The organism is Streptomyces sp. NPDC014995 (genome assembly GCF_043080745.1).
In the GTDB taxonomy this organism is placed as follows: Bacteria; Actinomycetota; Actinomycetes; order Streptomycetales; family Streptomycetaceae; genus Streptomyces.
In genome coordinates this window covers 704,098-729,331 of record NZ_JBIBVX010000001.1, presented here as the reverse complement: position 1 = coordinate 729,331, position 25,234 = coordinate 704,098, and the positions used below count along the sequence as shown (strand labels likewise).

The 25,234-nt window shown below is 72.5% G+C and carries 24 protein-coding genes and 1 tRNA gene; 11 read left to right on the top strand and 14 right to left on the bottom strand.

Translation table 11 applies throughout. The features are described from left to right. Positions 1–25: 25 nt before the first annotated feature. Complete coding sequence (locus tag ACF1A1_RS03300) at positions 26–247, bottom strand: zinc ribbon domain-containing protein (protein ID WP_391644912.1); 222 nt, start codon at positions 245–247, stop codon at positions 26–28. 285 nt (positions 248–532) lie between these two features. On the opposite strand from ACF1A1_RS03300, the gene ACF1A1_RS03295 reads away from it, so the two are divergent. The 3 genes from ACF1A1_RS03295 (at position 533) to ACF1A1_RS03285 (ending at position 5,303) form a co-directional block, all read left to right on the top strand. Then, positions 533–2,683, top strand: coding sequence for a transglycosylase domain-containing protein (locus ACF1A1_RS03295; protein ID WP_391645320.1), 2,151 nt, complete (start codon positions 533–535; stop codon positions 2,681–2,683). A gap of 48 nt (positions 2,684–2,731) precedes the next feature. Continuing rightward, positions 2,732–4,012 carry a hypothetical protein gene (locus ACF1A1_RS03290; RefSeq protein ID WP_391644910.1) on the top strand — a complete coding sequence of 427 codons (1,281 nt, stop codon included), beginning with the start codon at positions 2,732–2,734 and terminating at the stop codon, positions 4,010–4,012. Positions 4,013–4,127: 115 nt separating this feature from the next. Then, positions 4,128–5,303 (top strand): amidase domain-containing protein, encoded by a 1,176-nt coding sequence (locus ACF1A1_RS03285; RefSeq protein WP_391644908.1) that lies wholly within the window; start codon positions 4,128–4,130, stop codon positions 5,301–5,303. On the opposite strand, the gene ACF1A1_RS03280 is transcribed toward ACF1A1_RS03285, so the two are convergent. The 3 genes from ACF1A1_RS03280 to ACF1A1_RS03270 form a co-directional block, all read right to left on the bottom strand. Then, the gene (locus tag ACF1A1_RS03280; protein ID WP_391644906.1) at positions 5,304–5,855 is read right to left on the bottom strand and encodes a DUF4383 domain-containing protein; all 552 of its coding nucleotides are present in this window, start codon (positions 5,853–5,855) and stop codon (positions 5,304–5,306) included. It lies immediately after the preceding gene. Positions 5,856–5,992: 137 nt separating this feature from the next. Then, entirely contained in the window at positions 5,993–7,372 is a 1,380-nt protein-coding gene (locus ACF1A1_RS03275) for a hypothetical protein (protein ID WP_391644904.1), read from the bottom strand. Positions 7,373–7,446: 74 nt separating this feature from the next. Further along, the gene (locus ACF1A1_RS03270) at positions 7,447–8,226 is read right to left on the bottom strand and encodes a DUF4097 family beta strand repeat-containing protein (RefSeq protein ID WP_391644902.1); all 780 of its coding nucleotides are present in this window, start codon (positions 8,224–8,226) and stop codon (positions 7,447–7,449) included. Positions 8,227–8,408: 182 nt separating this feature from the next. Between ACF1A1_RS03270 and ACF1A1_RS03265 the strand changes: the two genes are divergently transcribed. After that, positions 8,409–8,483 (top strand) — tRNA-Val (locus ACF1A1_RS03265). A gap of 54 nt (positions 8,484–8,537) precedes the next feature. Here the strand turns inward: ACF1A1_RS03265 and ACF1A1_RS03260 are convergent. After that, positions 8,538–8,888, bottom strand: coding sequence for a hypothetical protein (locus ACF1A1_RS03260; RefSeq protein ID WP_391644900.1), 351 nt, complete (start codon positions 8,886–8,888; stop codon positions 8,538–8,540). 105 nt (positions 8,889–8,993) lie between these two features. Here ACF1A1_RS03260 and ACF1A1_RS03255 point away from each other — a divergent pair, with 105 nt between their 5' ends. Then, positions 8,994–9,503, top strand: a complete 510-nt coding sequence (locus ACF1A1_RS03255) for a GNAT family N-acetyltransferase (RefSeq protein ID WP_391644898.1) — start codon at positions 8,994–8,996, stop codon at positions 9,501–9,503. Here ACF1A1_RS03255 and ACF1A1_RS03250 read toward each other — a convergent pair. After that, the gene (locus ACF1A1_RS03250; RefSeq protein WP_391644896.1) at positions 9,497–10,396 is read right to left on the bottom strand and encodes a ketopantoate reductase family protein; all 900 of its coding nucleotides are present in this window, start codon (positions 10,394–10,396) and stop codon (positions 9,497–9,499) included. The genes ACF1A1_RS03255 and ACF1A1_RS03250 overlap by 7 nt on opposite strands. A 166-nt stretch (positions 10,397–10,562) precedes the next feature. Here ACF1A1_RS03250 and ACF1A1_RS03245 point away from each other — a divergent pair, with 166 nt between their 5' ends. Beyond that, positions 10,563–10,790, top strand: a complete 228-nt coding sequence (locus ACF1A1_RS03245; RefSeq protein WP_391644894.1) for a DUF2277 family protein — start codon at positions 10,563–10,565, stop codon at positions 10,788–10,790. A 133-nt stretch (positions 10,791–10,923) separates the two neighbouring features. Here the strand turns inward: ACF1A1_RS03245 and ACF1A1_RS03240 are convergent, their stop codons facing one another. The 5 genes from ACF1A1_RS03240 to ACF1A1_RS03220 all read right to left on the bottom strand — a co-directional run bounded on the left by ACF1A1_RS03240 (position 10,924) and on the right by ACF1A1_RS03220 (position 16,820). Then, entirely contained in the window at positions 10,924–11,544 is a 621-nt protein-coding gene (locus ACF1A1_RS03240) for a DedA family protein (RefSeq protein ID WP_391644892.1), read from the bottom strand. Between the two features lie 328 nt (positions 11,545–11,872). Beyond that, positions 11,873–12,325: a DoxX family protein gene (locus tag ACF1A1_RS03235; RefSeq protein ID WP_391644890.1), complete on the bottom strand. Its 453-nt coding sequence runs from the start codon at positions 12,323–12,325 to the stop codon at positions 11,873–11,875. Positions 12,326–12,426: 101 nt separating this feature from the next. Next, positions 12,427–14,349, bottom strand: a complete 1,923-nt coding sequence (locus ACF1A1_RS03230; RefSeq protein WP_391644888.1) for an FAD/NAD(P)-binding protein — start codon at positions 14,347–14,349, stop codon at positions 12,427–12,429. A gap of 127 nt (positions 14,350–14,476) precedes the next feature. Further along, a complete protein-coding gene (locus ACF1A1_RS03225) occupies positions 14,477–16,111 on the bottom strand; it encodes an alkaline phosphatase D family protein (RefSeq protein WP_391644886.1) in 1,635 nt (544 codons plus the stop codon). Positions 16,112–16,175: 64 nt separating this feature from the next. Further along, positions 16,176–16,820, bottom strand: coding sequence for an HNH endonuclease family protein (locus ACF1A1_RS03220; RefSeq protein WP_391644884.1), 645 nt, complete (start codon positions 16,818–16,820; stop codon positions 16,176–16,178). 418 nt (positions 16,821–17,238) lie between these two features. Here ACF1A1_RS03220 and ACF1A1_RS03215 point away from each other — a divergent pair, with 418 nt between their 5' ends. Further along, positions 17,239–17,820, top strand: a complete 582-nt coding sequence (locus ACF1A1_RS03215) for a TMEM165/GDT1 family protein (protein ID WP_391644882.1) — start codon at positions 17,239–17,241, stop codon at positions 17,818–17,820. Between the two features lie 233 nt (positions 17,821–18,053). Continuing rightward, a complete protein-coding gene (locus ACF1A1_RS03210; RefSeq protein WP_391644880.1) occupies positions 18,054–18,707 on the top strand; it encodes an HAD family hydrolase in 654 nt (217 codons plus the stop codon). A 326-nt stretch (positions 18,708–19,033) separates the two neighbouring features. Here ACF1A1_RS03210 and ACF1A1_RS03205 read toward each other — a convergent pair whose 3' ends face one another. Then, a complete protein-coding gene (locus ACF1A1_RS03205; RefSeq protein WP_391644878.1) occupies positions 19,034–20,311 on the bottom strand; it encodes a peptidoglycan-binding protein in 1,278 nt (425 codons plus the stop codon). Positions 20,312–20,474: 163 nt separating this feature from the next. Here ACF1A1_RS03205 and ACF1A1_RS03200 point away from each other — a divergent pair, with 163 nt between their 5' ends. After that, positions 20,475–22,514: a DHA2 family efflux MFS transporter permease subunit gene (locus ACF1A1_RS03200; protein WP_391644876.1), complete on the top strand. Its 2,040-nt coding sequence runs from the start codon at positions 20,475–20,477 to the stop codon at positions 22,512–22,514. A 171-nt stretch (positions 22,515–22,685) separates the two neighbouring features. On the opposite strand, the gene ACF1A1_RS03195 is transcribed toward ACF1A1_RS03200, so the two are convergent. Beyond that, positions 22,686–23,183, bottom strand: coding sequence for a GNAT family N-acetyltransferase (locus tag ACF1A1_RS03195; RefSeq protein ID WP_391644874.1), 498 nt, complete (start codon positions 23,181–23,183; stop codon positions 22,686–22,688). A 163-nt stretch (positions 23,184–23,346) separates the two neighbouring features. Here ACF1A1_RS03195 and ACF1A1_RS03190 point away from each other — a divergent pair, with 163 nt between their 5' ends. Together ACF1A1_RS03190 and ACF1A1_RS03185 are read left to right on the top strand one after the other, a co-directional pair. Beyond that, the gene (locus ACF1A1_RS03190) at positions 23,347–24,030 is read left to right on the top strand and encodes a hypothetical protein (protein WP_391644872.1); all 684 of its coding nucleotides are present in this window, start codon (positions 23,347–23,349) and stop codon (positions 24,028–24,030) included. A 5-nt stretch (positions 24,031–24,035) separates the two neighbouring features. Continuing rightward, a complete protein-coding gene (locus ACF1A1_RS03185; RefSeq protein ID WP_391644870.1) occupies positions 24,036–24,566 on the top strand; it encodes a hypothetical protein in 531 nt (176 codons plus the stop codon). 195 nt (positions 24,567–24,761) lie between these two features. Here ACF1A1_RS03185 and ACF1A1_RS03180 read toward each other — a convergent pair whose 3' ends face one another. Next, on the bottom strand, positions 24,762–25,175 hold the full coding sequence (locus ACF1A1_RS03180) for a DUF1992 domain-containing protein (protein ID WP_391644868.1): 414 nt from the start codon (positions 25,173–25,175) through the stop codon (positions 24,762–24,764). Positions 25,176–25,234 lie beyond the last annotated feature (59 nt).

Here is a 25,234-nt window from a genome sequence, read left to right as displayed (position 1 = left end):
TGCGCGGCCGCCGGCACCCGTGCCGTCAGCCGCAGCAGCCCCCGCCGCAGCAGCCGCCTCCGCCGCCTCCGCCGCCCGTTTGGGGGGCGGGGGCGGAAACCGTGCCGCCTACAGCTACCGTTGACAGAAGCTTGACCGTGTCGTCGTGGCCGACGGGGCAGGCGGCCGGGGCGGAGGACTCCGCCATGGGGCGGCTCAGTTCGAAGGTGTCGCCGCAGGTCCGGCAGCGGTACTCGTAACGAGGCATGCCCCCAGGTTAATGCCCGTGCGGCCGGGCGCGATTCCGACAGTTTGGACTGTGTTGGCTTCTGTCGAATTCTTATGTGGAGGATTTGCGAAGAGCGCTGGTAATTTGAGAGCGCCGCGATGAACCGCGAGGTCGGGGGATTCAGGGTTTGCGGCCGTTCTCACGGCAACCATGTCAAACCCTCGTACGTCTGTACGTCTGCCTACGCGAGCAACACCGAGTGCGGAGGGAGGCATCGTGACCCAGGCGGGGCATGGGGAGGAGCCCCAGGAGCCGGAAGCCACCATGCAGTTGAAGGTCCCGGCCACGTTCAAGGCCGACGAGACCATGCAACTGCGGGTACCCGAACAGGGCATACCCCGCGGTGCGGAAGAGCACCGAATACCCGAGATATCCCGGAACCCGGGAAACCGGCGCAAAGCACCCCGGCCTTCACTCCCTTCCCGTCTGGCGCCCCTGCTCGCCTTCCTCGCCCCGCTGACAGCACGTGTCACGCCGTACGCCCGCCGGATGCGGCCGCAGTACCCGCGGCCCGGACGCACCGGCTGGCGCCGCTGGATGCCCTCCTGGCGCCAGTGGCTGGGGGCCGTACTGGCCTCCCTGGGGCTGAGCACCGTGTTCCTGGTCGTCGCCTACGCGGCCACCGACATCCCGGACGACCTCAACACGTACGCGACCCAGCAGGACAACGTGTACTTCTGGGCCGACGGGACGCCGATGGCCCGTACCGGCTGGGTGCAGCGGCAGGCGATGCCGCTGAAGGACATACCCGAGGACGTCCGCTGGGCGGTGCTGGCCGCCGAGAACGAGAGCTTCTACAGCGACCCCGGCATCTCCTTCAAGGGCATCAGCCGTGCCCTGTTCCGCACCCTCGGCCAGGGCGACACCCAGGGCGGCTCCACGATCACCCAGCAGTACGTCAAGAACGTCTACCTGAACCAGGACCAGACGGTCCGCCGCAAGTTCACCGAGGCGATGATCGCCCTCAAGCTCGACAACCAGATGAGCAAGGACGAGATCCTCGAGGGCTACCTCAACACCAGCTGGTTCGGCCGCGGCACCTACGGCATCCAGCGCGCCGCCCAGGCCTACTACGGCAAGGACGTCAGCGAACTCAACGCCAGCGAGGCCGCGTTCCTCGCCGCCCTGCTCAAGGGCGCCGGCCTGTTCGACCCGACCCTGAGCAGCGTCAACCGGGCCCGGGCCGTGGAGCGCTGGACCTGGACCCTCGACCGCATGGTCGCCATCGGCAAGCTGTCGAAGTCCGAGCGGGCCTCGTACCGGACGTTCCCCGAGCCGCTGAAGAGCAACCCGCTGTACGACACCGGTGAGCAGAGCGACTACCTGGTCGAACTCGCCTCGCAGTACGCCAAGAAGGCCGCGGAGATCTCCGACAAGGACTTCGACCTCGGCGGCTACCAGATCTACACGACCTTCGACCGCGAGCGGGAGGCCCAGCTCACCGACGCCGTCACCAAGGCCCGCAAGCAGGCCTTGAAGGACGACCCGAAGACCGCGAAGACCGCGCACTACGGGGCCGCCTCGGTGACCGCCGACGGCCGGATTCTCGCCGTCTACGGCGGCCCCGACCACCGTACGCAGGGCTACAACGAGTCCAACGCCACCACCGTCCCGGCCGGTTCGGCGTTCATGCCGTTCGTGTACGCGGCCGGCCTGGAGCACGGCGTCCACAAGACCCGCGACGGGGAGGCCACCCCGGTCACCGGGGAGTCCCTCTACAACGGCGACGACGACGTGCCGGTGACCACACCCGAAGGGCCGTACTGGGACCGCAGCGGCCGCAAGGTGGCCGCCAGCAACGACGGCGACCGGTCGTACGGCCAGATCTCGCTGCACCGGGCGCTGGAGCTGTCCGTGAACACGCCCTTCATGCAGCTCGGGATGGACACCGGCCTGGACAGGGTGCGCTCCACCGCCGTGGCGTCCGGACTGCTCCCGTCCAGCATCGGGGCACGGGTGCCCGCGCTGTCCCTGGGCAGCTCCACCCCCAGCGCCATCCGCATGGCCAGCGGCTACTCCACCTTCGCCGCGGCCGGCAAGCACACCGAGCCGTACTCGGTGCGGCAGATCACCCACAACGGCACCAAGGTCCCGCTGGACCTGCCCACCCCGCGCCGGGCGGTCGGCGCGGACGTGGCCGAGGAGGTCACCTCCGCGCTCACGGACTCCTTCCGCACCGCCCACCCCGACGCCGCGCCCGCCACCGCCGAGGTGGCCGGGAAGGCCGGGACCACGCAGAACGACACCGCGGCCTGGTACGTCGGCACGCACCGGTCCGTCTCCACGGCGGTCGTCGTCTACCGCATCGACCTGGCCAAAAGCCTCGAACCACTGCCGCTGGAGGGCATCGCCGGCACCGCCGACGACAGCGTCCCCTACGGCATCTGGTCCGGGGCCATGAGCCCGCTCGGCTGACCACCGACGGGTCCCGCAGTCACCGACCGCTTGGAGAATGAGCCGCACATGAAGTCACCGTCGGGCCGCCGCCGCAAGGCTCGGGCACCGCGCCGTCCCGCCGCCCATCCGGGGTTCCTGACCCTGGCGGCGTTCCTCGTCGTCGCTTCCCTGACGGCGGGGTACCTGGTGCTGAACCGCACGGACGACACCGCGCCGACCGCGTCCTCGGGGGAACAGAGGAAGACGGCGGCGACGGCCACCAAGGAGCCGGAATGGGACGGGAAGACCAAGGTCCTGGGGGACGGCTCCACCTCCTACACCGGCCCGCAGAAGGGCGGGTTGAAGGCCGAGCCGCTCAAACCGGGGGAGAAGCCGCCCCAGTTCGTCGTCTTCTCCTGGGACGGGGCGCTGGCGGGCGACGACGAACTCTTCCAGCACTACCGGGAGATGGCGAAGAAGTACGACGCCCACATGACGTTCTTCCTCACCGGCATCTACCTGCTGCCCAAGAGCAAGGCCGACCTCTACGAGCCGCCGCAGCACCCCAAGGGCTCGGCGGCGATCAGCTTCCCCACCGACGAGCACGTCCGCACCACGGTCGAGCAGCTCGGCAAGGCGTGGGAGGAGGGGAACGAGATAGGCACCCACTTCAACGGCCACTTCTGCGGTGAGAAGGGCGGCGGCGACTGGAGCGTCGCGGAGTGGAAGAGCGAGATCGACCAGTTCTTCGCCTTCGCGGAGAAGTGGAAGACCAACACCGGCTACACCGACATGGACCCGCTGCCGTTCGACTTCAGGAAGGAGGTCGCCGGCGGCCGCGCCCCCTGCCTGGAGGGCCAGGCGAACCTCCTGAAGGCCGCCAAGAGCTACGGCTGGCGCTACGACGCCAGCTCCGCGGGCGACTTCCAGATCTGGCCGGCCAAGAAGAACGGCATCTGGGACTTCCCGCTCCAGATGCTCCCGTACGAGGGCGGCAAGTACCAGGGCCTGTCCATGGACTTCAACTTCCTCTACAACCAGTCCGAGGGCGAGACCGAGGGCGACCCGGCGCTGTACCCGCAGTGGCAGCAGGAGACCGTCGACGCCTACATGGCCGGCTTCAACCGCGTCTACTACGGCAGCCGGGCCCCGCTGTTCATCGGCAACCACTTCGAGCAGTGGAACGGCGGCATCTACATGAAGGCCGTCGACGAGCTCATCGAGACCGTGTGCACCAAGAAGGACGTCAAGTGCGTGTCCTTCAAGGAGCTGGCCGACTGGATGGACGCGCAGAAGCCCGCCACGCTGGAGCGGCTGCGCACCCTCGACCCGGCGCAGTCCCCCGACTGGTCGACGGTCGTGCAGTGACGGTCCGATAACTCCCGCGCCCTGGCTGCCGTCCCCCTCTTCACAATGGCCACACATGGCATGCAAAGATGCGCTACCCCGGCATCCCTCCGCCGGGGCAAGAGGGGAAACATCAGTGAAGTCAAGGAAATTGAGCCGTACGCGCCGGCGCGCCGCCATCCTCGGGGCCGCCGCCACCTCCGTCGTCGCCGGAGTGGCGCTGCTGCCCAACTGGAGTGCGGGCGCCGCGGTCGTCGACGACCCCACGGTGGACGCCAGGACCAAGGCCACCTTCCAGCGGCTGGCCGACGCGGTCTTCACCGACCGCACGGACGCTCTGGTCGACGGCAAGCAGGGCGACCGGGACAAGCCGCTGACCGACGGCTTCTCCGGGGACGTCCGGCTGTCCTCCGGCGCGGCCCGCGGCGAGGACGCCGCCCTGTCGGCGCTGGACCAGCGCAAGGACCGCCTCGCGAAGCTCGGCGAGAAGTACAGCAAGGCCAGCACCCGCGTCACCCTGGACGCCACGCGCGTGAAGGGCCGCAAGGCCACGGTCGCGGTCACCGAGACCACGACCCTGACCTACGCCGCGGTCCGCGGCGACGAGCCGAAGACCACCGGCTTCCAGGCCCACCACGAGCTGACGTTCACCGCGGACCGGCAGGGCAACTGGCAGCTGACCGGCATCCGCGACACCGACGAGGGCCTCGCGGTGAACCAGACGGCCAGGCCGTCCGTCGCGCCCAGGGTCGCGACCACCACCAGCACCACGCCCTCGGCGCCCAAGGCGTCGACGTCGTACCCCGGCCCGGCCAACGCGAAGAACTTCACCGCCAGCGGCCTGGACTACAAGGCGATGGCCGCGTACGCGAAGCAGTACTGGTCGACCTACAACCCCGCCTACCCGGACTTCAACGGGCAGGGCGCCGGCGGCGACTGCACCAACTTCGTCAGCCAGTCCCTGAAGGCGGGCGGCTGGAAGCACGTCCCCGGCTACGTGTACGACTACACCAGGTGGTTCGGCAACGCCGACATCCAGTCGCACTCGTTCATCGGCGTCAACGAGTGGTCCTGGTTCGCCCAGAACTCCAAGCGCACGACCAGCCTCGCCAACGTCTACCAGATGGACGTCGGCGACGTGCTCCAGGTGGACTTCGACAAGGACGGCTCCAAGGACCACACCATGATCGTCACGTCCCGCAGCCGGGGCGTGCCGTACCTGACGTACCACTCCACCAACACCTACAGCAGGTCGGTGGCGAGCATCATCGCGTCGTACCCGAACGCCCTGTACTACGCCTACCGCACCTGATCAGGCCGGGAAGTTCCTCCGCCGCTCCTGGTCCGGGTCCCGCTCCTCCGCCAGGTCGGGGTGGCGGGCCCGCCAGTAGGGGTTGTCGTGCGGCAGGGCCGATCCGACCCTGCCGTACATCCCGAAGACGAGCAGCAGGATCCCGATCACGAAGCTGAGCATGCAGTTCTGGATCTCGAAGGCCAGGAAGTTGTAGTCCGTCTCCAGCAGGCCCATGTTCAGGAAGCCGCTGAGGATGAACAGGACGCCGAGGACCATGTTCAGCGTGGACGCGAAGTTCCCGCCGATCACCATGCCGACGAAAAGCAGCAGCCCGACGGCCACCGACAGCCAGCTCAGCGCGCCGTTGGTGTTCAGGCCCCAGACGGTGTCGCCGCCCGTGTCGAAGAAGCCGATCCTGTCGATGATGCCGAAGACGCCGAAGACGAGCAGTCCGAGGCCCATCAGTCCGGCGCCGATCCGGTAGACCCTGTTCAGGCGGTGGTCGACGGGAAGGTGTTCGTCGAACCTGATCCGCCGCCGCGACTTCGGGCGCAGTGCGTGGGTGGCCATCGACGCCTCCCGGTGGGTGTGACGTGCCGGCGGACGCCGTCCGTGCGTCGACATCCGGCCGTCCGTGCGTCGACATCCGGCCGTCCGTACCTTCAAATATCCGCCCGCCCCGCCCCGTCGGCAACGGCTGGGCCGGCTCAGTGGCCGGCCGAGGCCCCCCGCTCCTCACGGATGCGGGCCACCACCCCGGCGACCGTGCGCCGCACGGCCTCCGTCTCCGTCAGGAAGTGCCAGTAGTCGGGGTGACGGCCCTCCAGCGTGGTGATCGCCCGCTCCAGGCGGGCCACCGAGTCGTCCAGCGGACGCGCGTGCCGCGGGTCGGGCGTGTTGCGTCCGGCCATGGCCAGCCGCTGCGCGTCCCGGATCGCGAACCGGGTCCGCTCGATCTCCTGCCGCGGGTCCTTCTGTACGGCGCTCAGCCTGGCCAGCCGGTCCCCGGCGGCGGACACGGCCTCGTCGGTGGAGTTCAGCAGCGCCCGCGCCGTCGACAGCAGTGCGGTGGCGTCCGGCCAGCGCTGCCCGTCCCGCGCGGCCTGCGCCTCGGCCAGCTTCGCCTCGGCCTGCCGTACGTGCTCCACGGCCTGCGCGGGAACGTGCTGGAGGTCCTGCCAGCAGGCCGCCGTGAACCGCCGGCGCAGCTCGCTCAGCACCGGCTCGACCTGCCCGGCCCGGGTCGTCAGGGCCTGTGCGCGCGTGCGCAGCGACACCAGCCGGTGGTCGATCTCCGCGGCCCTCTCCGGCAGCCGCTCGGCCTCCACCCGGACCGCCTCGGCCTCCCGCGAGACCCGCTCGGCCCGCTCCAGCGTCTGCGGCACGCCGTGCTGCCCGGCGCCCTGGTTGAGCTTGGTCAACTCGGGTGCGAGCGCCGCCAGCCGGGCCGCGAGGTCGTCGGCCTTCAGCCCCGTGCCGCGTACGGTGTCCAGCGCGTTCGACGCGGCCAGCAGCGCCTGCCGGGCCCGCTCCACGGCGGGCGCCAGCCGGGCCAGCTGGGTCTCGGCCTTCCCGAGCAGCGGCCCGAGCCCGTCGGTGAACCGGTCCAGCTCCCGCTTGACGCGGCCCAGCTCGTCCTTGGCCCGGGTCAGTTGGGTGCGCGCCCGGGTGGCGGCCGCGGCCTCCAGGTCGTCCCGGTCCAGGTCGTGGGCGTCGACCGCGTTGATGTACTGGTGGCTGGCCTCGTCGATGCGCCGGCCGATGGCCTCGAAGTCGGCGACCGCGCGCCGGGCGGCCGGGGAGTCGTCGACCGCCGTGATCGTCTCGATCGAGATGCGCAGGTCCCGCTGTGCGGTGTCCAGCTCGTAGAACGCGGCCGCCGCGGCGTCCTTCGCGGCCTGCGCCTCCGCCCGCTGGCTCTCCGCCCGTCCGCCGAACCAGCGCCGGGTACCGCCGCCGGCGAACGCGGCGGGCAGCGCGAGGACGGCGGCGAGCGGGAGGGCGACGAGGGTGAGGGTGTCCCCGAGCGCCCGGAGGCGTGCACGCGGAACCGACGGCGAGTACGGCTGCGCTGGTGTCGCCGTCACATCCCTCTCCCGTGCTGTGATTCGCCCTGCCCGGTGTCATTCTCCCACCGGTTATGGACGAACACACGGGCCGGTCAGTTCGCGTTCCTGACGGTGACTTTGCCGTCCTGCGTCCGCGCGGACACCACGTGCGCGCTGGAGTCGTCCCGGGGCACCGAGACATCGACCGCGCCGTCGTCGGTGCCGGCCGTCACGCGGTACGTGGCCCGGGGCAGCGTGATCGTCACCGAACCGTCGTCGCTGACCGACTCCACCCGGTCCGGTACGGCGCTCAGGTCGAGGCGGACCGAACCGTCGCGGGTCCGCGCGCTCACCGTCCGCGACGCGACGTCGGCACGCACCGAACCGTCGTCGCTGCGCAGGTCCAGCGGGCCGCTGGAGTCCGTGACCCGCACCGAGCCGTCGGAGGTGCGAATGCTCAGGGCGTCCCGGAAACCCCGCGCGCGGACGCTGCCGTCGTCGTCCTCGACCTTGACGGCGACGCCCCTGGGCACCTGGACGCGGTGCCTGGCCGCGCAGTCCGCGACCATGCCGGAGCAGTTGATCCGCAGCACCAGCCGGTCGTCCTTCATCGACCAGGTCACCTCCGGCCCCTCCCCGACCACCACCGACCCGTCGAACCAGCGGGTGACCCGGACCGTGCCCGCCTCGTGCGCGTCCGACGCGACGATCTCCAGCGCCGAGTTGTCGGATTCCACGGTGAGGGTGTCGCCCCGCAGGGCGAAGGACCGGCGGTCGGGGTGCTCGTCGTCGCCGGCGGAGGCGCAGGCGGTGGCGGTCGCGGCGAGCGCCACCACGACACCGGTGACGAGGGCGGCGCGTGCCGCGCGTGCCGGAACGGTGGTACGGGTCATGGTGATCTCCCCCTGGACGGACCGCGGGTCCGCCGTCGGCGCCGCTGTTCTTGACGCTTCCGACGGTAGGGAGCCGCCGTCCCCGGGACGATCCGGTGGCCTCCCGGATCCGGGGTGGGGGTAACCCCCGATGCGGGTTTGCGGGGCAGTGGTCCGGGCAAGGTAGGCTGTCGACTCGTCCTGGGTGCGTAGCTCAGGGGTAGAGCGCCTGCCTTACAAGCAGGATGTCGGCGGTTCGAAACCGTCCGCGCCCACCAGGAGATGCGAGAGGGCCCCCGGAGAGATCCGGGGGCCCTCTCGCGTGCACGGCGTCAGGGACCCTCCTCGCCGGGCGGGGTCTCGTGCGCGTGCTTGAGCCGCATACGGGCCTCCACCCGGTCCGCGGCCGCGACCTCCGCCCAGAAGCGGTGGCAGCTGACGAACACCGCGAGTTCGTGCTCCCGCTGCCGGAGCTTCTCCACCTCGGCCTGCTCGTCGGCCGTCCAGCCGGGTGAGGCGGGGCGCTCCACCTTGCGCCAGCCGCCGCCGTCGTCACTGATCCCGTCCAGGGGCGCGACCGACCAGGGCAGCCGCTTCAGCAGGGCCGACAGCTCGGCCCGGACCTGATGCAGCTCCTCCTGACCGGCGCGCAGGTCGCTGGGAAAGTCATAGGTCGTAGCCACGCGGCAATGGTACGCCTGTTCGAATTAGGGTGGCGAGCTCCTTCGGGTGGTTCATGCGTTCGAATGAGGCGGTCGGTTGTCGGACCCCTGTCCTACGGTGGCGGCATGGACCTCACTGGTGTGGAGCAGGTGCGGCTGGTGCCCTGGGCGCAGGGCGACTTCTGGCTGCTGCGGCGGGCCAACAGCCCCGAGATGACCGCGCACGTGGGCGGGCCCGAGACGGAGGAGAAGCTCCGCGACCGGCACCGGCGGTACGGGGAACTCGAGCCGGGGCGGATGTACCGGGTCACGCTCGCGGACGGCGGGGAGACCGTCGGGTCGATCGGGTACTGGGAGCGCGCGTGGCGGGGCGGCACGGTGTGGGAGACCGGCTGGGGGATCCTGCCCGAGTTCCAGGGGCGGGGGCTCGCCGCGCGGGCCGCCCGGGCGCTCGTCGAGATCGTACGGCGGACCGGCGGCCACCCGACCCTGCACGCCTTCCCCGCCGTGGACCATGCCGCGTCCAACGGGGTGTGCCGCAGGGCCGGGTTCACGCTGCTCGGTCAGGCCGACTTCGAGTACCCGAAGGGGAACTGGATCAGATCCAACGACTGGTGCGTCGACCTGGGTCAGTGACCGGCGTCGCGCAACTCCCGCACCAGTCGGGCCGCCACGGGCACCGGCACCCCGTGCCGCTCGGCCGCCCGCAGCAACGCCCCGCCGATCGCGTCGAGTTCGAGGGGGCGGCCGGTCTCGGCGTCGCGCTGCATGGAGGACTTGGTGGTGGCCGGGAAGGCGTCGTACCGGGCGAGTGCCTGGGCCGGTTCGGCGGGGGCGCCGCAGGCGCGGCTGACGGCGGCCGTCTCCTCCACCAGGGCGGTCAGCTCGTCGCGGTGGCGGGTGCGGACCTCGCCCAGGGGGAGGGCGTACCGGGTGGTGAGGAGGGCGAAGGGGGCGAGGAAGGCCATCTTCGCCCAGAGCGCGGCCGTCTCGTCCGGCAGGACGCGGGTGGCCGGGCCGGCCGCGGAGAGAGCCTGCGCCAGGGCGTCCAGACGGGGGCGGGGGACCTGGTCGCCGGTGAGGTCGATCTCCGCGAAGGGGCTGGCGTGTTCGATCACGCCGGGGGCGACGCGGGTGGACTCGACGCGGATGACGGCGGGCGCGACACGGTCCGGACGGTGGTGCGCGCGCAGCGCCGCCGGATGCTCGACGCCGTTCAGGAACGGTACGAGGAGGGCGTCGCCGAGAGCCGGGGCGGGCAGGCGGGTCAGGGCCGCGCCGAGGGTGGTGTGCTTGACGGCGATCAGGACCGCGTCGACGGGCGAGCGGAGTTCGGTGTCGGCGTCGACGGGGGCCGTGAACTCGCCGAACGTCCGGCTGCTGACGTGGATGCCGTGGGTACGGAGCCGTGCGGCCGTGTCGTCGCCGGCGAGGCAGGTCACATGGTGGCCGGCGCGGGACAGGAGGGCGGCCAGGAGTCCGCCGATCCCGCCGGGGCCGAGGACGGCGACGGTGCGTTGCTGCGCCATGGTGGTGTCGTTCCTCTCGTCGGTCGGCCCCGGGTGCGGTGGCCGCCTCGGAAGTGATCATCGCAGGGGGCGGGTGGGGAGGGAAGGGGACCGAAGGGAAGCGCCAGGGCGGCGCAAAGGCGGCGAAGGGGCGACGGACGACCCCTGGCGGGGTGAGACTGGGGGCATGTGCCGGAGTATCAAGACGCTTCGTCCGCCTGCGCTGGCCGAGGAGGCCACGGAGGAGGAGATTCGGGCTGCTGCCCTGCAATACGTACGGAAGGTGTCCGGCTTCCGGGCGCCGGCCGCACACAACCGGGAGGTGTTCGAGAAGGCGGTGGAGGCCGTCACGGCGGCCACGGCTGAGCTGTTGGGCGGGCTTGAGGTGCGGGGGGCCGCGGCGCGGCAGGGGTGAGAACGGGCAGCGCCGGGCGTGGCGGTGCCGGATGCGGTGAATGCCCGGTGTGGTGAATGCAGCCCGTCCGGCGCTCGGGGCGAGGCCGTGCGGGCCGGACAGGGCCATGGGCGGAGCGCCCAAGGGGGTGGCGTCAGGTCGGCTGGGCCGGCTGGCGGCGCATCAGGTACGCCGCTGCCGCGCCCGCGCCGAACAGCGCCACGAAGGACACGCCCGTCGCCAGCCAGGTCGCCCCCAGCCAGTGGGCGCCGAGGTAGCCGAGGGCGACGCTGTAGGCGGCCCAGGAGAGGCCGGCCAGGGCGGACCAGGGGAGGAAGTCACGGGCGCGGCGGTGGGCGGCGCCCGCGATGAGGGAGACGACCGAGCGGCCGGCGGGGGCGAAGCGGGCCAGGACGACCAGGGCGCCGCCGCCCCGGGCGAGCGCGCCGCCGAGACGCTCCTGCGCGTGGGTGAGGCGCCGGGAGCGGGAGATCGCGCGGTCCAGGCGGTCGCCGCCGCGCCAGGCCAGACGGTAGGCCGCCAGGTCGCCCAGCACCGAGGCGGTCGCCGCGGAGAGGATCAGCGCCAGGATGTCCGGGACCTCGTGCGCGACCAGCCCGGTCGCCGCCCCCGAGCCCGCGGCCGCCGCCGTGGCCGCCGCGATGACGAGCACCCCGCTCGGCAGCACCGGCAGGAACACGTCGAGGAGGACCGACAGGGCCACCAGCGCATAGATCCATGGAGCGCCGAACAACGCCCCCACACTCTCGAACACCGCGGACTCCCCGTCGTCTCCCCCGTACGGCCTGACCATGCCGCGGTGTCGCGGGGGAGCGGCAGGTGCGGCCAATGACAGCCATACAGCGTACGCCGGGGGTGTGACAGGAGATTCACCGGGGGCTCGTGTGTTCGGCACAACTCGTTCACCCGATAGACCGTTCACCCGACCGCCCCGCCGGGCCCGTCCCGCCGGGCCGGTTCCGCCGGGCCCGTCCCGGCTGGATCGCCGCCGCCCGAGGCCCGGCGGACGGGAAGGGCGCCCTCCCCGAGCGGTGGGGAAGGGCGCCCTTGGCACCGGCCGGGCCGGTCGTGGCCGGATCCGCTCAGGCGGTGACCGCGGACTTCCGCGCCGCAGGCTGCTGTTCCTGAGCCGTCCGCTTGGCGAACAGCCGGTCCAGGCCGAGCGCGCCGGATCCGGTGAAGACCAGCAGCAGGAAGGCCCAGCAGAACATCGCGGAGGCCTCGCCGCCGTTCTCCATCGGCCACAGCGCCTGCGGCTGGTGGACCTTGAAGTACGCGTACGCCATGGAGCCCGAGGCGAGGAACGCGGCGGCGCGGGTGCCGAGGCCGAGCACGGCCAGGCTGCCGCAGACCAGCTGGATCACGGCCGCGTACCAGTTCGGCCAGGTCCCGGTGGCGGTGGTGCCGCCGGCGCCGTCGGCGCCGCCGAGGACGCCGAAGACCGTGGCGGCACCGTGGCAGGCGAAGAGCAGTCCGACGACGATCCGGAACAGACCGATCGCGTACGGCTGCGCGGTGTCGAGACGAGCGGACATGTGGGGGGTACTCCTTCGGTGTCGGTCATGACGACCGGTCCTGGGGACGGACCGGCCGGTGGGGGCGGCGGTACCGAATGAGCGACCCACGGTAGGCGGACCTAATCGATGCTTGCAAGTTCAACATTTGGCCATGGCTCGGATTCCGCTTGCGGGTCCGCTCGGGAGTCCGATTCCGTCGCCGCCGCGCGCAGGACCGCTCTCGCCACCGCGTCGGCGTCCGAGAGCGTGACCGAGTCCACTCCCGGGCGGGCGCCCGCCGCGGTCACCCAGTGCACCCCCTCCGTGGGCACCCCGAAGGCGAACCTCCGGGCGTGCGGCCGACCCTGACGGTCTATCAGGTGGTAGGGCCGCTGGGTCACGTCCAGTCCACCGGTCACGTACCCGTCGACCGTGTGCGGGCGGCACTGCCCGGTCTTCAGCAGCCCGGCGAGGAGGCTGTCGGCGGTGCGCCGCAGATCCGGTTCCGGGAGCCGGGCCTCTATGAGGGTCGTCACACGGACGGCCGAGCCGGACACGTCCGGGGAGTGCGCCCGCCAGGCCCCGTCCTCCTCCCGCACCTCCAGCCGGGGACCCAGCACCTCCACCACCCCCGCCTCGACCAGCGCGGCCAGCTCCTCCGTACGGCGGCGGGGCGGGCCGATGGAGAGGAAGGCGTTGAGCGGGGTGTACCAGCGGTCGAGGTGGTCCCGGCGGGAGGCGCCGGTGACCCCCGCGTGGTCCACGACCAGCCGCAGCTCGTTGCGCAGGTCCCGCAGCACGTCCAGGGCCGCCTTCAGCGGCCCGCGCACATTGCCCCGCGCCGCCTCCTCGGCGTCCTTCCGCAGATACGCCAGCAGCCACTCCCGCCACTGTCCCGGGTGCGCGAACTCCCGTCCGGCGTACGGCCGGGAGAGCCGGTCCCAGCTCCAGCGGTCGGCCTCCGCCACGCCGAACTCGTCGAGCACGGCGGCCTCGCGGGGATCGCGGTGCGGGACGGCGAGGAAGCGGTCGGTGAACTCCGGGCGCCGTACGAGCGCCGCGTAGTACACCGTCTCCACCTCCTTCGCCACCAACGGCCATATCTCCGCCAGGAAGTCGGGCGCCTCACCGGAGTCCGCGCGCTTGCGGAAGCCGGAGATCACCTCCGGGGTGAGGACGAGCGGGGTGTGGCGGCCGTAGGGGCCCTTGGCGTTGTCACCGCGCGCCTGGTACGGGACGCCGCGCCGGGAGCCGGCGTACAGGCGCGGCTCCCGGCCGGAGGGCAGGTAGCGCAGGCCCCGGCGGCCGGTGACGAAGCGGCCGCCCCGGCCGGTCGTCAGCAGCGCCATGTGGTCGAAGAAGTTGAGGCCCAGGCCGCGCAGCAGCACCGGTTCGCCGGGGGCCAGCGAGGAGAGGTCGACATCGGCCGGGTTGGCGGGCGGGACGTGACGCAGGCCGTGCCGTTCGGCGTAGGCGGCGTGCCGCTGCCGGGCCGCGTCGGCGACCACCGGCAGATGGCCCTGCGCGAGGACCACGGCGGACAGGCCGGGCAGCACCCGGCCGTCGTCCAGGGTGAGCACCTGGCGGCCGTCGGCGGCGTCGTCGAGCCGCACCGCGCGGGCCGTGTGCGTCTCCACCCGTACCGCGGGCGGGGCCTGGCGCACCGTCCGGGCGAACACCCACTCCAGATAGCGGCCGTAGTGGGCGCGGGTCGGGTACTCGTCCGGGCCCAGCTCGCCGCCCGCCCACTCGTGCAGGCTGGGGCCCGGCCGGACAGGGCCCGCGCAGTCCACGCTGTCGTCGGTGAACAGGGTCACCTGGGAGGCCACGGTGTTCATCAGCAGCTCCCGCGACTGCGCCGTGCGCCACACGCGGCCCGGTCCGGGCGGGGCCGGGTCGACGACGTGGACCGTCAGGCGCGCCCCGGGCGGGAGGAGTTCCGGCGCGGAGGCGCAGAGGCGTTCCAGGACGCTGGTGCCGCGCGGCCCGGCGCCGACGAGGGCGACGGCGAGCGGCGCCGGCGCTTCCAGGTGCGACGCCGGTTCCGCATTCACTGAGGACAAGGGGATGACTCCCGGGCGTGTGGGGCGCGATGGAGTGACCGCCCGATGGAAGCGGACGGTCCGCCTCATCATGCCCTCGGGCACCACGGAAGCCAACGCCGGTCCCACTGGCCCCTGTCGTCCCGCTTCAGCGGGTCACGTCGGTTTCCTCCACGGTTGTCAGCCCGCCCTTCACCCGCGCCTGCTCCAGCCGCAGCCGGGCCGAACGGCCGCGCAGCGTCAGCGTCATGAGCTGGTTGCCGAACCAGGGCCCGCCGGTCTTCCGCCAGTCCACGACGGGCCGGGGACAGCGCCCGTGCCGTGCCAGGCGGCGTCCGAGGGCGCGGGCCACGGCACTCCACCCGAAACGGAAGCTGACCCGTATCGACAGCGGGATGGAGTTGTGGACGGGGGAGCAGGTGAGTTGCAGCACCCGCGCGTCGGGAGCGGCCGCCGGCCAGCGCGGCTCGGCGATGTACGCGTGGTGCACGTCCCCGGACAGCACGAGCACGCTCGCCGGCGCCTGGGCCCCCGTACCGACCTCCGCGAGCAGTTCGGTGAGCGCGGTGAAGGAGTCCGGGAAGGCGGCCCAGTGCTCCAGATCGGCCGCCTGCCGCACTCGCTCCCCGATCCGTGCCCATCGCTCGCCCCGCTCGCCCCGACACAGGGCGGCGTTCCACGCCTCGGCGTCGTGCACCAGGTGCGGCAGCAGCCAGGGCAGGGAGGTGCCGACGAGGAGATGGTCGTAGGAGTCCCGCCCGTCGAGGGCCTGCTCGCGCAGCCACGCGGCCTCCCCCGGGTCGAGCATCGCCCGCCCGCCCTCCTCCAGCACCCGCGCGGCCCGGGTGTCCACCATCAGCAGCCGGACCCGTCCGAAGTCGCGCCGGTAGCTCCAGCGCACGGAGGCGAGGTCCTGGTCCGCGCGGCAGGCGAAGTCGCGCAGCACGTCGGTGCCGTCGGGGGCCTCCTGTACGGCCGCGTAGAGCGGGTCGGCGGCCAGTTCGGCCGGGGAGAGGTTGCCGATCTGCTGGTGGACCCAGTACGACATCAGCCCGCTCAGGATCCGCTCGCGCCACCACGGGGTGGCCCGCATGCCGGCGAGCCAGGCGGCGGAGGTGTTCCAGTCGTCGATGACGTCGTGGTCGTCGAAGATCATGCAGGTGGGGACGGTGGACAGCAGCCAGCGGACCGCGGGGTCGAGCCAGGACTCGTAGTAGAGCCAGGTGTACTCCTCGTAGTCGGCGACCTCGGTGCCGGGCGGTTCGGAGAGGTCGCGGCGGGCCGCGATACGCCGCTGCGTCGCGCCGGAGGTCTCGTCGGCGTACACCTGGTCGCCGAGCAGCAGCAGGACGTCGGGCCGCTCGCCCCGCGGGTCGGCGGCCACGCGCGTGGCCAGGCTGTCCAGGGCGTCGGGGCCCACCGGGTCCTTCTCGTCGGCCGGGGGCGCCGCCCACCGGCAGGAGCCGAAGGCCACGCGCACGTCGTCGCCGTCGGCCCGGGTGCGGATGACGGAGGGCGGGAACGGCGGGAAGGTGCCGTCGGGCGGCGGCCACGCGCGCGTGCCGTCGAGGAACACCTCGTACGCGGTCTCCGTGCCCGGTGTCAGGCCGGTCACCGGTACCAGGGCGTAGTGGTGGCCCGCCACCTGGAAGGTGCGGGCCGCGCCGCCGGAGCCGTCGGCGCAGCGCACCTCGGCGGCGCACGGACGGCTCGCTTCGACCCAGACGGTCGCGGACGATCCGTCGGCGTATCTCAGCAGGGGTCCCAGCCGCAGTCCGGCCACGTGATCGCCTCCTCCGTCGCCCCGTACGGTACGGAACGACGGAGGCCGGTGGGGAGATTCCGGATCAGCAGTTGTTCAGGTAGCCGGTGAGCGCGCTCTTCTCGGCGGAGTCGACGGAGAGGCCGTAGTAGTACTTCACCTGCACCCAGGCGCGGACGTAGGTGCAGCGGTAGGAGCTGACCGACGGCATCCAGGTGGCCGGGTCCTGGTCGCCCTTGGCCTGGTTGACGTTGTCGGTGACGGCGATGAGCTGCGGGCGGGTCAGGTCGTTGGCGAAGGCCTGGCGCCGGGAGGTGGTCCAGGCGTCGGCGCCCGAGTCCCAGGCCTCGGCCAGCGGGACGAGGTGGTCGATGTCGACGTCGGAGGCCGCGGTCCAGGTGGCGCCGTCGTACGGGGAGTACCAGCTGCCGCTGGTGGAGGCGCACGCGGAGTCGGTGACGACGCTGGAGCCGTCGCGCTTGAGGACCGTCTCACGGGTGTTGCAGCTGCCGCTGATGGTGATCCAGTGCGGGAAGAGATCGCGGCTGTAGCCGGTGCGGTCCTCGGTCGCCACGGTGAGCGAGGCGAGGTAGGTGCGAGCGGTGGTGGCGCTGACCGGGGTGGGCAGGGCCGCGGAGGCGGTCGGGGAGTTGAGGAGCGCGACGGCGGCTAGGAGACCGGTGAGCGCCGCGAGTATGCTGACCCGTCGACGCGCGTAGAAATTCGACATGCGAACTCCCTTGGGGGTGTGGGGTGTTGCGGTGCGAGCGGGGGAATGCTCGCGGTGCCGCGTTGCGGGGAGGTGTGCGCGCGGTAAGAAGCTAATGACGCGTACATGACACGAGGCGTGTGACGGAATCCGTGACGTGACATCGGCCCTACGGCATCGGTGTGAGGGTCACGTACCATGGACGGCGCAGAAGGGGAGTAGCTCTTCGCCGGACCGTCGACACACTGCTCAGCTCGTCCTCGTGACGGCCGAGCCGGCGCCCGGAGGCAGGCCCGTCACGGGTCGGCCAGCGAGACCTTCGGCAAGCAGTGCACATCCGTGCCGTACGGCGCGGGTGACGTGTGTGCTGCCGTGCCGAGGCGTCTTGCGCGAAGGAAGCAGCACTCTCGGTGGGGCGGCCCCGACCGATTGAGGACCCTTGATCAGCTTCACCGTGACGGCGCTCGTCTTCGGCGTCGTCTTCCTCGCCGAACTCCCGGACAAGACCGCCCTCGCCGGCCTCGTCCTCGGCACCCGCTACCGCGCCTCCTACGTCTTCGCCGGCGTCGCCGCCGCCTTCGCGCTGCATGTCGCGCTCGCCGTCGCGGCCGGAAGCGTGCTGACCCTGCTCCCGCAGCAGATCGTGCACGCGCTGACCGGCGTGCTCTTCCTGGGCGGCGCGGCCGTGCTGCTGATGAGGAAGGACGAGGACGAGGAGGAGGTCCGCAGGCCGGAGAACCAGTCCTTCTGGAAGGTCTCCGGGGCGGGCTTCATGCTCATCCTCGTCGCCGAGTTCGGCGATCTCACCCAGATCATGACGGCGAACCTCGCCGCCCGCTACGACGACCCGCTCTCCGTCGGCCTCGGCGCGGTGCTCGCGCTGTGGGCGGTGGCCGGGCTCGGCATCGTCGGCGGAAAGGCCCTGATGAAGCGGGTGCCGCTGAAGCTGATCACGCAGCTCGCGGCCGTGCTGATGCTCGCCCTCGGCGTGTGGAGCCTGTGGGAGGCGGTCGCGGGCTGACGCGGGGCGGCGGCGGGCTGACGCGGGCGGCGGCGGCCGGCGAGCTGAACGGCGGATGAACGCTTGCCCGGAAGGGTGGCGTGAGCCCGGCATTGTTTTGTACCGTGGAGGAACAAAGTGGCTCCCGCCCGTTTTCCCTGACCGGCGGGCGGGGCCGCCTTGTCCCTCCGGGGGGTCAGCCGTGTCTTCTCTCCCCCTGCCTGGAGTTCGTCTCCCCCTGCCTGGAGCTGCCGATGACGGCCACCGTCCTCACCGCCCGCGCCCTCCTGCTCGACATGGACGGCACCCTCGTCAACTCCGACGCCGTCGTGGAGCGCGTCTGGCGGCGCTGGGCCGACCGGCACGGGCTGGACGGCGACGAGGTGATGAAGGTCGTGCACGGCCGGCAGGGGTACGCGTCGATGGCGCTGCTGCTGCCCGGCCGGCCGATGGAGCAGAACATGGCCGACAACGCGCGGATGCTGGCGGAGGAGACCGCCGACATGGACGGCGTGGTGGCGGTGCCCGGCGCCGCGGAGTTCCTGGCCTCGCTGCGAGGGCTGCCGCACGCGCTGGTGACGTCCGCCGACGTGCCGCTGTCCACGGCCCGGATGGCCGCCGCCGGGCTCCCGCTGCCCGAGGTGCGGATCACGGCCGAGTCGGTGGGCGCGAGCAAGCCGGATCCCGAGGGCTTCCTGAAGGGGGCCGCCGAACTGGGGGTCGATCCCGGTGACTGCGTGGTCTTCGAGGACTCCGGGGCGGGGATCGCCGCCGGGCGCTCCGCCGGGATGAGGGTCGTGGGGGTAGGGCCTCGCGCCGGCTTCCACAGGCCTGACCTGGTGGTGCGGGACCTGACGCGGGTGCGGGTGGAGCCGGTGGGGGAGGGCGTTCGCCTGCACGTCGGGTGAGACGTCGGCCCGGGCGACGCTCGGGAGAGGGCCGGGGAGACGGCCGGGAGGCGGCGGGGGAGACGGCCGCGCTGCCCGGTGCTCGCGAGGGCCTCCTGTGCCCTCGACTCGGGGTGTTTCGCGTCCGCCTCGGCGCTCGTGGGGGGCCTCCTGTGCCCTCGGCTCGGGTGCTTCCCGTCACTCGGGTGCTTCGCGTCCGCCTTCGGTGCTCGCGGGGTTCCTCCTCCGCCCTCCTCTCGGGGTGTTTCCCGTCCGCCCTCGGCGCTCACGGGGGTGCTTCCCCCGCCCTGCTCTCGGTGCTCGGGCGGGGCTGCCGGCGCCCGGCGTCACGGCTCCTTCGTTTCCGACTCCAGCTTCTGCCGCGTGGCCGCCCCGTACACGCCCAGCTCGTCGTCCTGGATCCCCCGCGACCACTGGTAGTTGCGCAGGGACTGCTCGACGTCGCTGTCGAACACCCCGTCCGCCTCGTCGTTGTAGAGGTACAACTGCCGCAGTCGCGACTGGAGTTCGGTCACCTCGGCTCCGCGGTCGCCGCGCCGCAGGACGGTGGCCTCGGGGCTGTTCTCGGCCTCGTCGGCGCCGTTCCCCGGGACCAGGGAGCCCGTGACCCGTGCGGTCGGCTCGCTCGGGCTCGGCTCGGCCGTCGGAGAGGCCGACGGCGAGGCGCTGGAGGCCGACGGGGACGGTGTGGGGCCGGCGCTCTCGGACGGGGACGGAGAGGCGCTGGAGGAGGCCGACGGGGACGCGGAGCGGCTCGCCGACGGTGACACGGAGGCCGCGCTCGTCGAGGGGTCCGGCACGGCCGCCCGCACGCCCTCGGGGGCGGCGCCGTCGCGGGTCGGCGCCTCGTAGGTGAACAGCCCGCTCGCGAACCCCGCCGCCGCGATGACGGCCACGGCCGCACCGGCGCTCGCGATCAGCAGCGTACGGCGGCGTCGGCCGTGCGGCCGCTCGTCGTCGGCGTACGCACCGCTCCCGTCGGCGCGACCCGCCCCGAACAGGCTGAGGTCGGCGGCGCTGGGCTCGGAGGGCGCCGCGGCGAGGGGCGTGGGAAGCGCCGCCGCCCGCGGATCCGGACCGTCCGGCTCCACCGCGCGCAAGGGCATGGTCGCGTCGGACGCCATCGGTACGGGCCTGCTCGCGTCGGCCGCCATGGGCACGGGCCTGGTCGCGTCGTAAGCCGTAGGCACAGGCTTGGTCACGTCGGACGCCGTAGGCGCGGGCCGGGTCGCGTCGGAGATCGTCGGTACCGGCATGGTGTCGTCGGACACCGCCGGTAAGCGTGTCGTCGCGTCGGCCGCGGAGACCTCCGCCGCCCCCGCACGGCCCTCGCCGGCCTCCCCGGACTCTCCGCTTTCCCCGGTGCCGTCCCCCCGGCCACCGAGGTCACCGAGGTCACCGAGGTCCACGTAAGGCCGAATCCGCAGCGGATCGAAGTCCCCCGCCGCGGCCGCCTCCGCCTCCCGGGTGTCGCGCAGGGCCTCGGACGCCCGCTGGGCGCAGGCGCACGAAGGGGTGTTGTCCGCCGCGCGGAGCGCTCCGCACTCCGGGCACGGAAGTCCGTGCCGCCCTGCCCACCCCTGCTGTCCCGTCGGTTCGTTCACTTGTTCGTCCTTCCCCCATGCGAACTCCAGAGATTATGCAGATCCTCCACACAACCGCCTGTCGATGCCCCCCCGGAATAGGGGGTTCCGACAGGACTCGAGAGGCCATAACGGGACACACCGATCACGATGGAAGGTGTCACGTGAGCCTCGGGAGGCATCCATGGCCTTGGACGCGCATGCCAGGACGGGGGATCCGCGTCAGGAACACGTCCCCGGCAACGTCCTCGTCTCGATCGGAGCACTGCTGCTCGGCATGCTGCTCGCCGCCCTCGACCAGACGATCGTGTCGACCGCGCTGCCGACCATCGTCAGCGAACTCGGCGGCATGGAGCACCTGTCCTGGGTGGTCACGGCGTACCTGCTGGCGGCCACGGCCGCGACCCCGCTGTGGGGCAAGCTGGGTGACCAGTACGGGCGCAAGAGGCTGTTCCAGACCGCGATCGTCATCTTCCTGATCGGGTCGGCGCTGTGCGGGATGGCGCAGAACATGCCGCAGCTCATCGCCTTCCGGGCCGTGCAGGGCCTGGGTGGCGGCGGGCTGATGGTGCTGTCGATGGCGATCGTCGGCGACCTCGTCCCGCCCCGTGAACGCGGCCGCTACCAGGGGCTGTTCGGCGCGGTCTTCGGCGCCACCAGCGTCCTCGGCCCCCTTCTCGGCGGCCTGTTCACCCAGCATCTGAGCTGGCGCTGGGTGTTCTACGTCAACCTCCCGGTGGGCGTCGTCGCGCTCGCCGTCATCGCGACCGTCCTGCACATCCCGCGCAGGGCGACGCGGCACGTCATCGACTACCTCGGCACCTTCCTCATCGCCTCCGTCGCCACCTGTCTGGTTCTCGTGGCCTCCCTCGGCGGCACCACCTGGGGCTGGGGCTCGCCGCAGATCGTCGGGCTCGCCGTCCTGGGCGTCGTGCTCGCCGTCGCGTTCGTGGCGGTGGAGCGGAGGGCGGCCGAACCCGTCCTGCCCCTCAAGCTGTTCCGCATCCGCACCTTCACCCTCTCCGCCGTCATCAGCTTCATCGTCGGCTTCGCGATGTTCGGCGCGATGACGTACCTGCCGACCTTCCTCCAGGTCGTGCAGGGCGTCTCGCCGACCATGTCGGGCGTGCACATGCTGCCGATGGTGGCCGGCATGCTGCTGTCGTCGACGGTGTCCGGGCAGATCGTCAGCCGCACCGGCCGCTGGAAGGTCTTCCCGGTCGCCGGCACCGCCGTCACCACCATCGGCCTGCTCCTCCTGCACCAGCTCGACGTGCGGAGCCCCACGGCCGAGATGAGCGCGTACTTCTTCGTCTTCGGCCTGGGCCTCGGCCTGGTCATGCAGGTCCTGGTCCTCATCGTGCAGAACGCGGTCACCTACGAGGACCTCGGCGTCGCCACCTCCGGCGCGACCTTCTTCCGCTCGATCGGCGCGTCCTTCGGCGTCGCCGTCTTCGGCACGGTCTTCGCGGGCCGTCTCGGCGACAAGCTCGCGGACGCCTTCCGGGGCGTCGACCTCCCGGCCGGGGTCTCCGTCGACGCGCTGGAGGCCGACCCGCGCGTCATCGGCGACCTGCCGCCCGCCCTGCGCCCGCCGGTCCTGGACGCGTACGCGTCCTCCATCACGGACGTCTTCCTGTACGCCGCCCCCGTCGTGCTCCTCGGCTTCGTCCTCGCCTGGTTCCTGAGGGAGGACCGCCTGCGCGGCTCGGTCACCGCCCCGGACGTCACCGAGACCCTCGCCAGCAACCCCGTCGAGCGGTCGTCGTACGACGAGGTGTGCCGGGCGCTGTCCGTCCTCGGCACCCGGGAGGGCCGCCGCGAGATCTACCGCAGGATCACCGACCGGGCCGGCTACGACCTCCTCCCGGCCGCGAGCTGGATGCTGCTGCGGATCAAGCGGTACGGCAGTGTCGAACCCGGCGTCCTCGCCGAGCGCACCAACGTCCCGCTGTCCGCGATCCTGGAGGCCTCCCGCCAGATCGAGGGGCGCCGTCTCGCCGTCCGCGAGGGCCTCGACCTGCTGCTGACCCCCGAGGGCCGCGAGGTCGCCGAACGGCTCGCCCGGGTCCGCGAGGAGTCGCTGGCCGAGCTGCTGGGCGACTGGTGGGGCCCCGACCGCCCCACGGACCTGGTCCAGCTGGTGAAGGAACTCAACAGCGAACTGTGCGGCTCCGACCGCGAACAGCCGCACGACGACCGAGCGGCGGCGCGACTCGGCTGAGCCGGCGGGGGCGAGTGTCTCGGGTGGGGGCTGGTGGCTGGAGGCCTGGAGGGCTGAACCCTGAAAGGCAGGAGGCCGGAGGCTGGAGGTGGCTGGGTGGTTGGGGCGGGTGGGCGCCGGCTCGGCTGCGGCTGGGGGCTCGCGGGGCGGCAGGCTCGCGGGGACGGGCGCTCAGTCGAGGGCGAGGTCCTTCGCGAACCAGTGTTCGGCGTACGGATCGTCGTTGTACGCCTCGGTCTCCGTGTAACCGAGCCGGGCGTACAGGGTGCGGGCCTCGGTGAGGTCGCTGCGGGTGTCGAGGATCATCCGTCCGGCGCCGAGCGCGCGGGCGGCCTCCTCGGCGGCACCCACGAGCAGGGCCGCGCCACCCCTGCCGCGCGCCCGCGGCAGCAGGAACACCCGCTTGAGTTCGGCGGTCGCCGCGTCCACCAGCCGTACGCCCGCGCTGCCGGCCGGCTCACCGCCGTACCGCGCGACCAGCAACCGCCCCTTCGGCGGCTCCAGCCCGTCTCCCGCGTTGGCGGCGATCTCCCGCTCCAGCTCGTCGGGATCGGTCCGGCGTCCCTCGTGCCGCAGGTACCAGCGGTCGCTGACCTCCGTGTAGTACGCCCGCCACAGCGCGGCGGCGACGGCGGAGCCCACGGGTTCCGGGGTGATCGTCCAGCTCATGGCGGCCATTGTGGGGAGGGGGCGGGACCGCTCCGCAACCGAATAACGGGCCCGGACCGGTGCGCGCGGCGGCTGCGGCCGGAGCGGGCGCCGTTTGTCCGGCGCCGTCCGGGCAACCCGAACCGTGAACCGGCCCGCGGGGCCGAAACACCGGAAGGCAACCATGTCCACAGGCGTGATCATCGCTCTGATCGTGATCGTGGCGGCCGTCATCGCGGTCGCGGCGGTCCTGGCCGTGCGGGCCCGAGGGTCGCACGGAGGAGGACGCAGCCTGAAGCAGCGCTTCGGGCCCGAGTACGACCGGGCCGTGGCCCGGCACGACGGGGACGTCAAGGCGGCCGAGCGGGAACTCGGCGCCCTCGTGGAGCGGCACGGCGGGCTGCGTGAGCGGCCGCTGGAGCCCGCGGAACGCGAGCGGTTCGAGGCCCGCTGGACGGCCGCGCAGGAGCGCTTCGTCGACTCGCCCCGCGAGGCGGTCGCCGAGGCCGACCGACTGGTCGCGGAGCTGGCCGGCGCCCGGGGCTACCCGGACGGCGGGCAGTACGAGGAGCAGGTCGCCGCGCTGGCCGTGCACCACGCGGACCACGTGAACGGCTACCGGCACGTGCACCACGCCGCGCGCGTGAACGGCGACGGCGGCTCGCAGGACGGCCGGGCGACCGGCACCGAGGACCTGCGGTCGGCCATGGTCGAGGCCCGTGCCCTCTTCGACGAACTGGTGGGGCAGGGCCGGCCCGAGCACGGCCGCCACGCACGGAACCGGCCGGCGGACGGCCGGGACACCCGGGCCCGCGAGGGCCACCACCTGCCGTGGGGCTTCCACCGGCACCAGACGAAGGAAGGCTGAGAGGGATGCCCGACGTGACATCGAGCGGCGACGACCGGTGGGGCACGCGGCATCAGCAGCGGCCTCCCGTGGTCACCGGAGGCCAGGAGGCCCCGGCGACGACCGCGGAGATGCGGGGCGCGTTCGTCGAGGAGAACAGGGACGCGAGGGGAGCCAGGGCCGCCGGGGAGGGCGGTGACGCCAAGGGCGCGACGACCGCCGGCACCGGCGCTCACGACGCCCGGGGCGCCCAGTCCTCCCCCGCCTCACCGCTGCTCCCGAACGAGGAGTGCGACAAGCTCACCGCGCGCATCCAGCACGCGGTCGCCGAGTTCGTCGACCGTCCCCGGGACGCCGTCGAGGAGGCGGACCACGTCCTGGAGGAGCTGGCCGCACGCTTCACCGACGCCGTGAACCGCCGCCGCCGCACCCTGCGCGGCTCCTGGCAGCTCGCGGACGGCGCGAAGGACGACACCGTCACGACCGCCGACACCGAGCAGCTCCGCCTGGCCCTGCGGGACTACCGCGAACTGACGGAGCGGCTGCTGCACATGTGACGGTCCGATCGGCTGCGAGCCGGCCCGAGCGGCCGGCTCGCCGATCGGCTGGGTCCGGCCTGGGCCGACACTCTGGTCCAGGGCTGACCGGGGCTGAGTCGGCCGAGCTGGCCGACGCCCTGGCCCACGGGCTGACCGGCCCCTGGCCCGACGGCCCGGACCATCGGCTGACGGCCTGGTCCATGGGCTGACGGATCAGTCGGTTTCCGCCGCCCGGCGCTCCCGCCACTCCCGTACGACCGCCTCGACGTCGTACGGCTTCATGCCCAGCGGGGGGCCGGGCGGCGGCTTGAACATCATGTCGCGGAGCTTCACGTTGACGTCCGTGATGATCTTCCGGACGAGGCGTTCCGAAGGGGCCGTGTACGCCGCCGCGAGGGCGTCCTCCGCCTCCTTGCGCAGCGCGAGCGCCGGCGGAAGCACCGAGAGACCCTCGCGCGCCATCTTGCGCCTGATCCACCACAGTTCGTCGTACGAGGTGTCGGTGCCCGGGGCCAACGGCTTGCCCGCGCCCGGGAGTTGATCGAAGTCGCCGCGTCGCTGCGCGTCATGGATCTGCTTGTCGACGAAGGACTCGAACGGGACGCCGGGTGGCTTTCGCTCGGTCATGCGTCCATTGTGCCGGACGCGACGGTGCCGGGCGATTTACTATGCGGCCGCTGTACAAG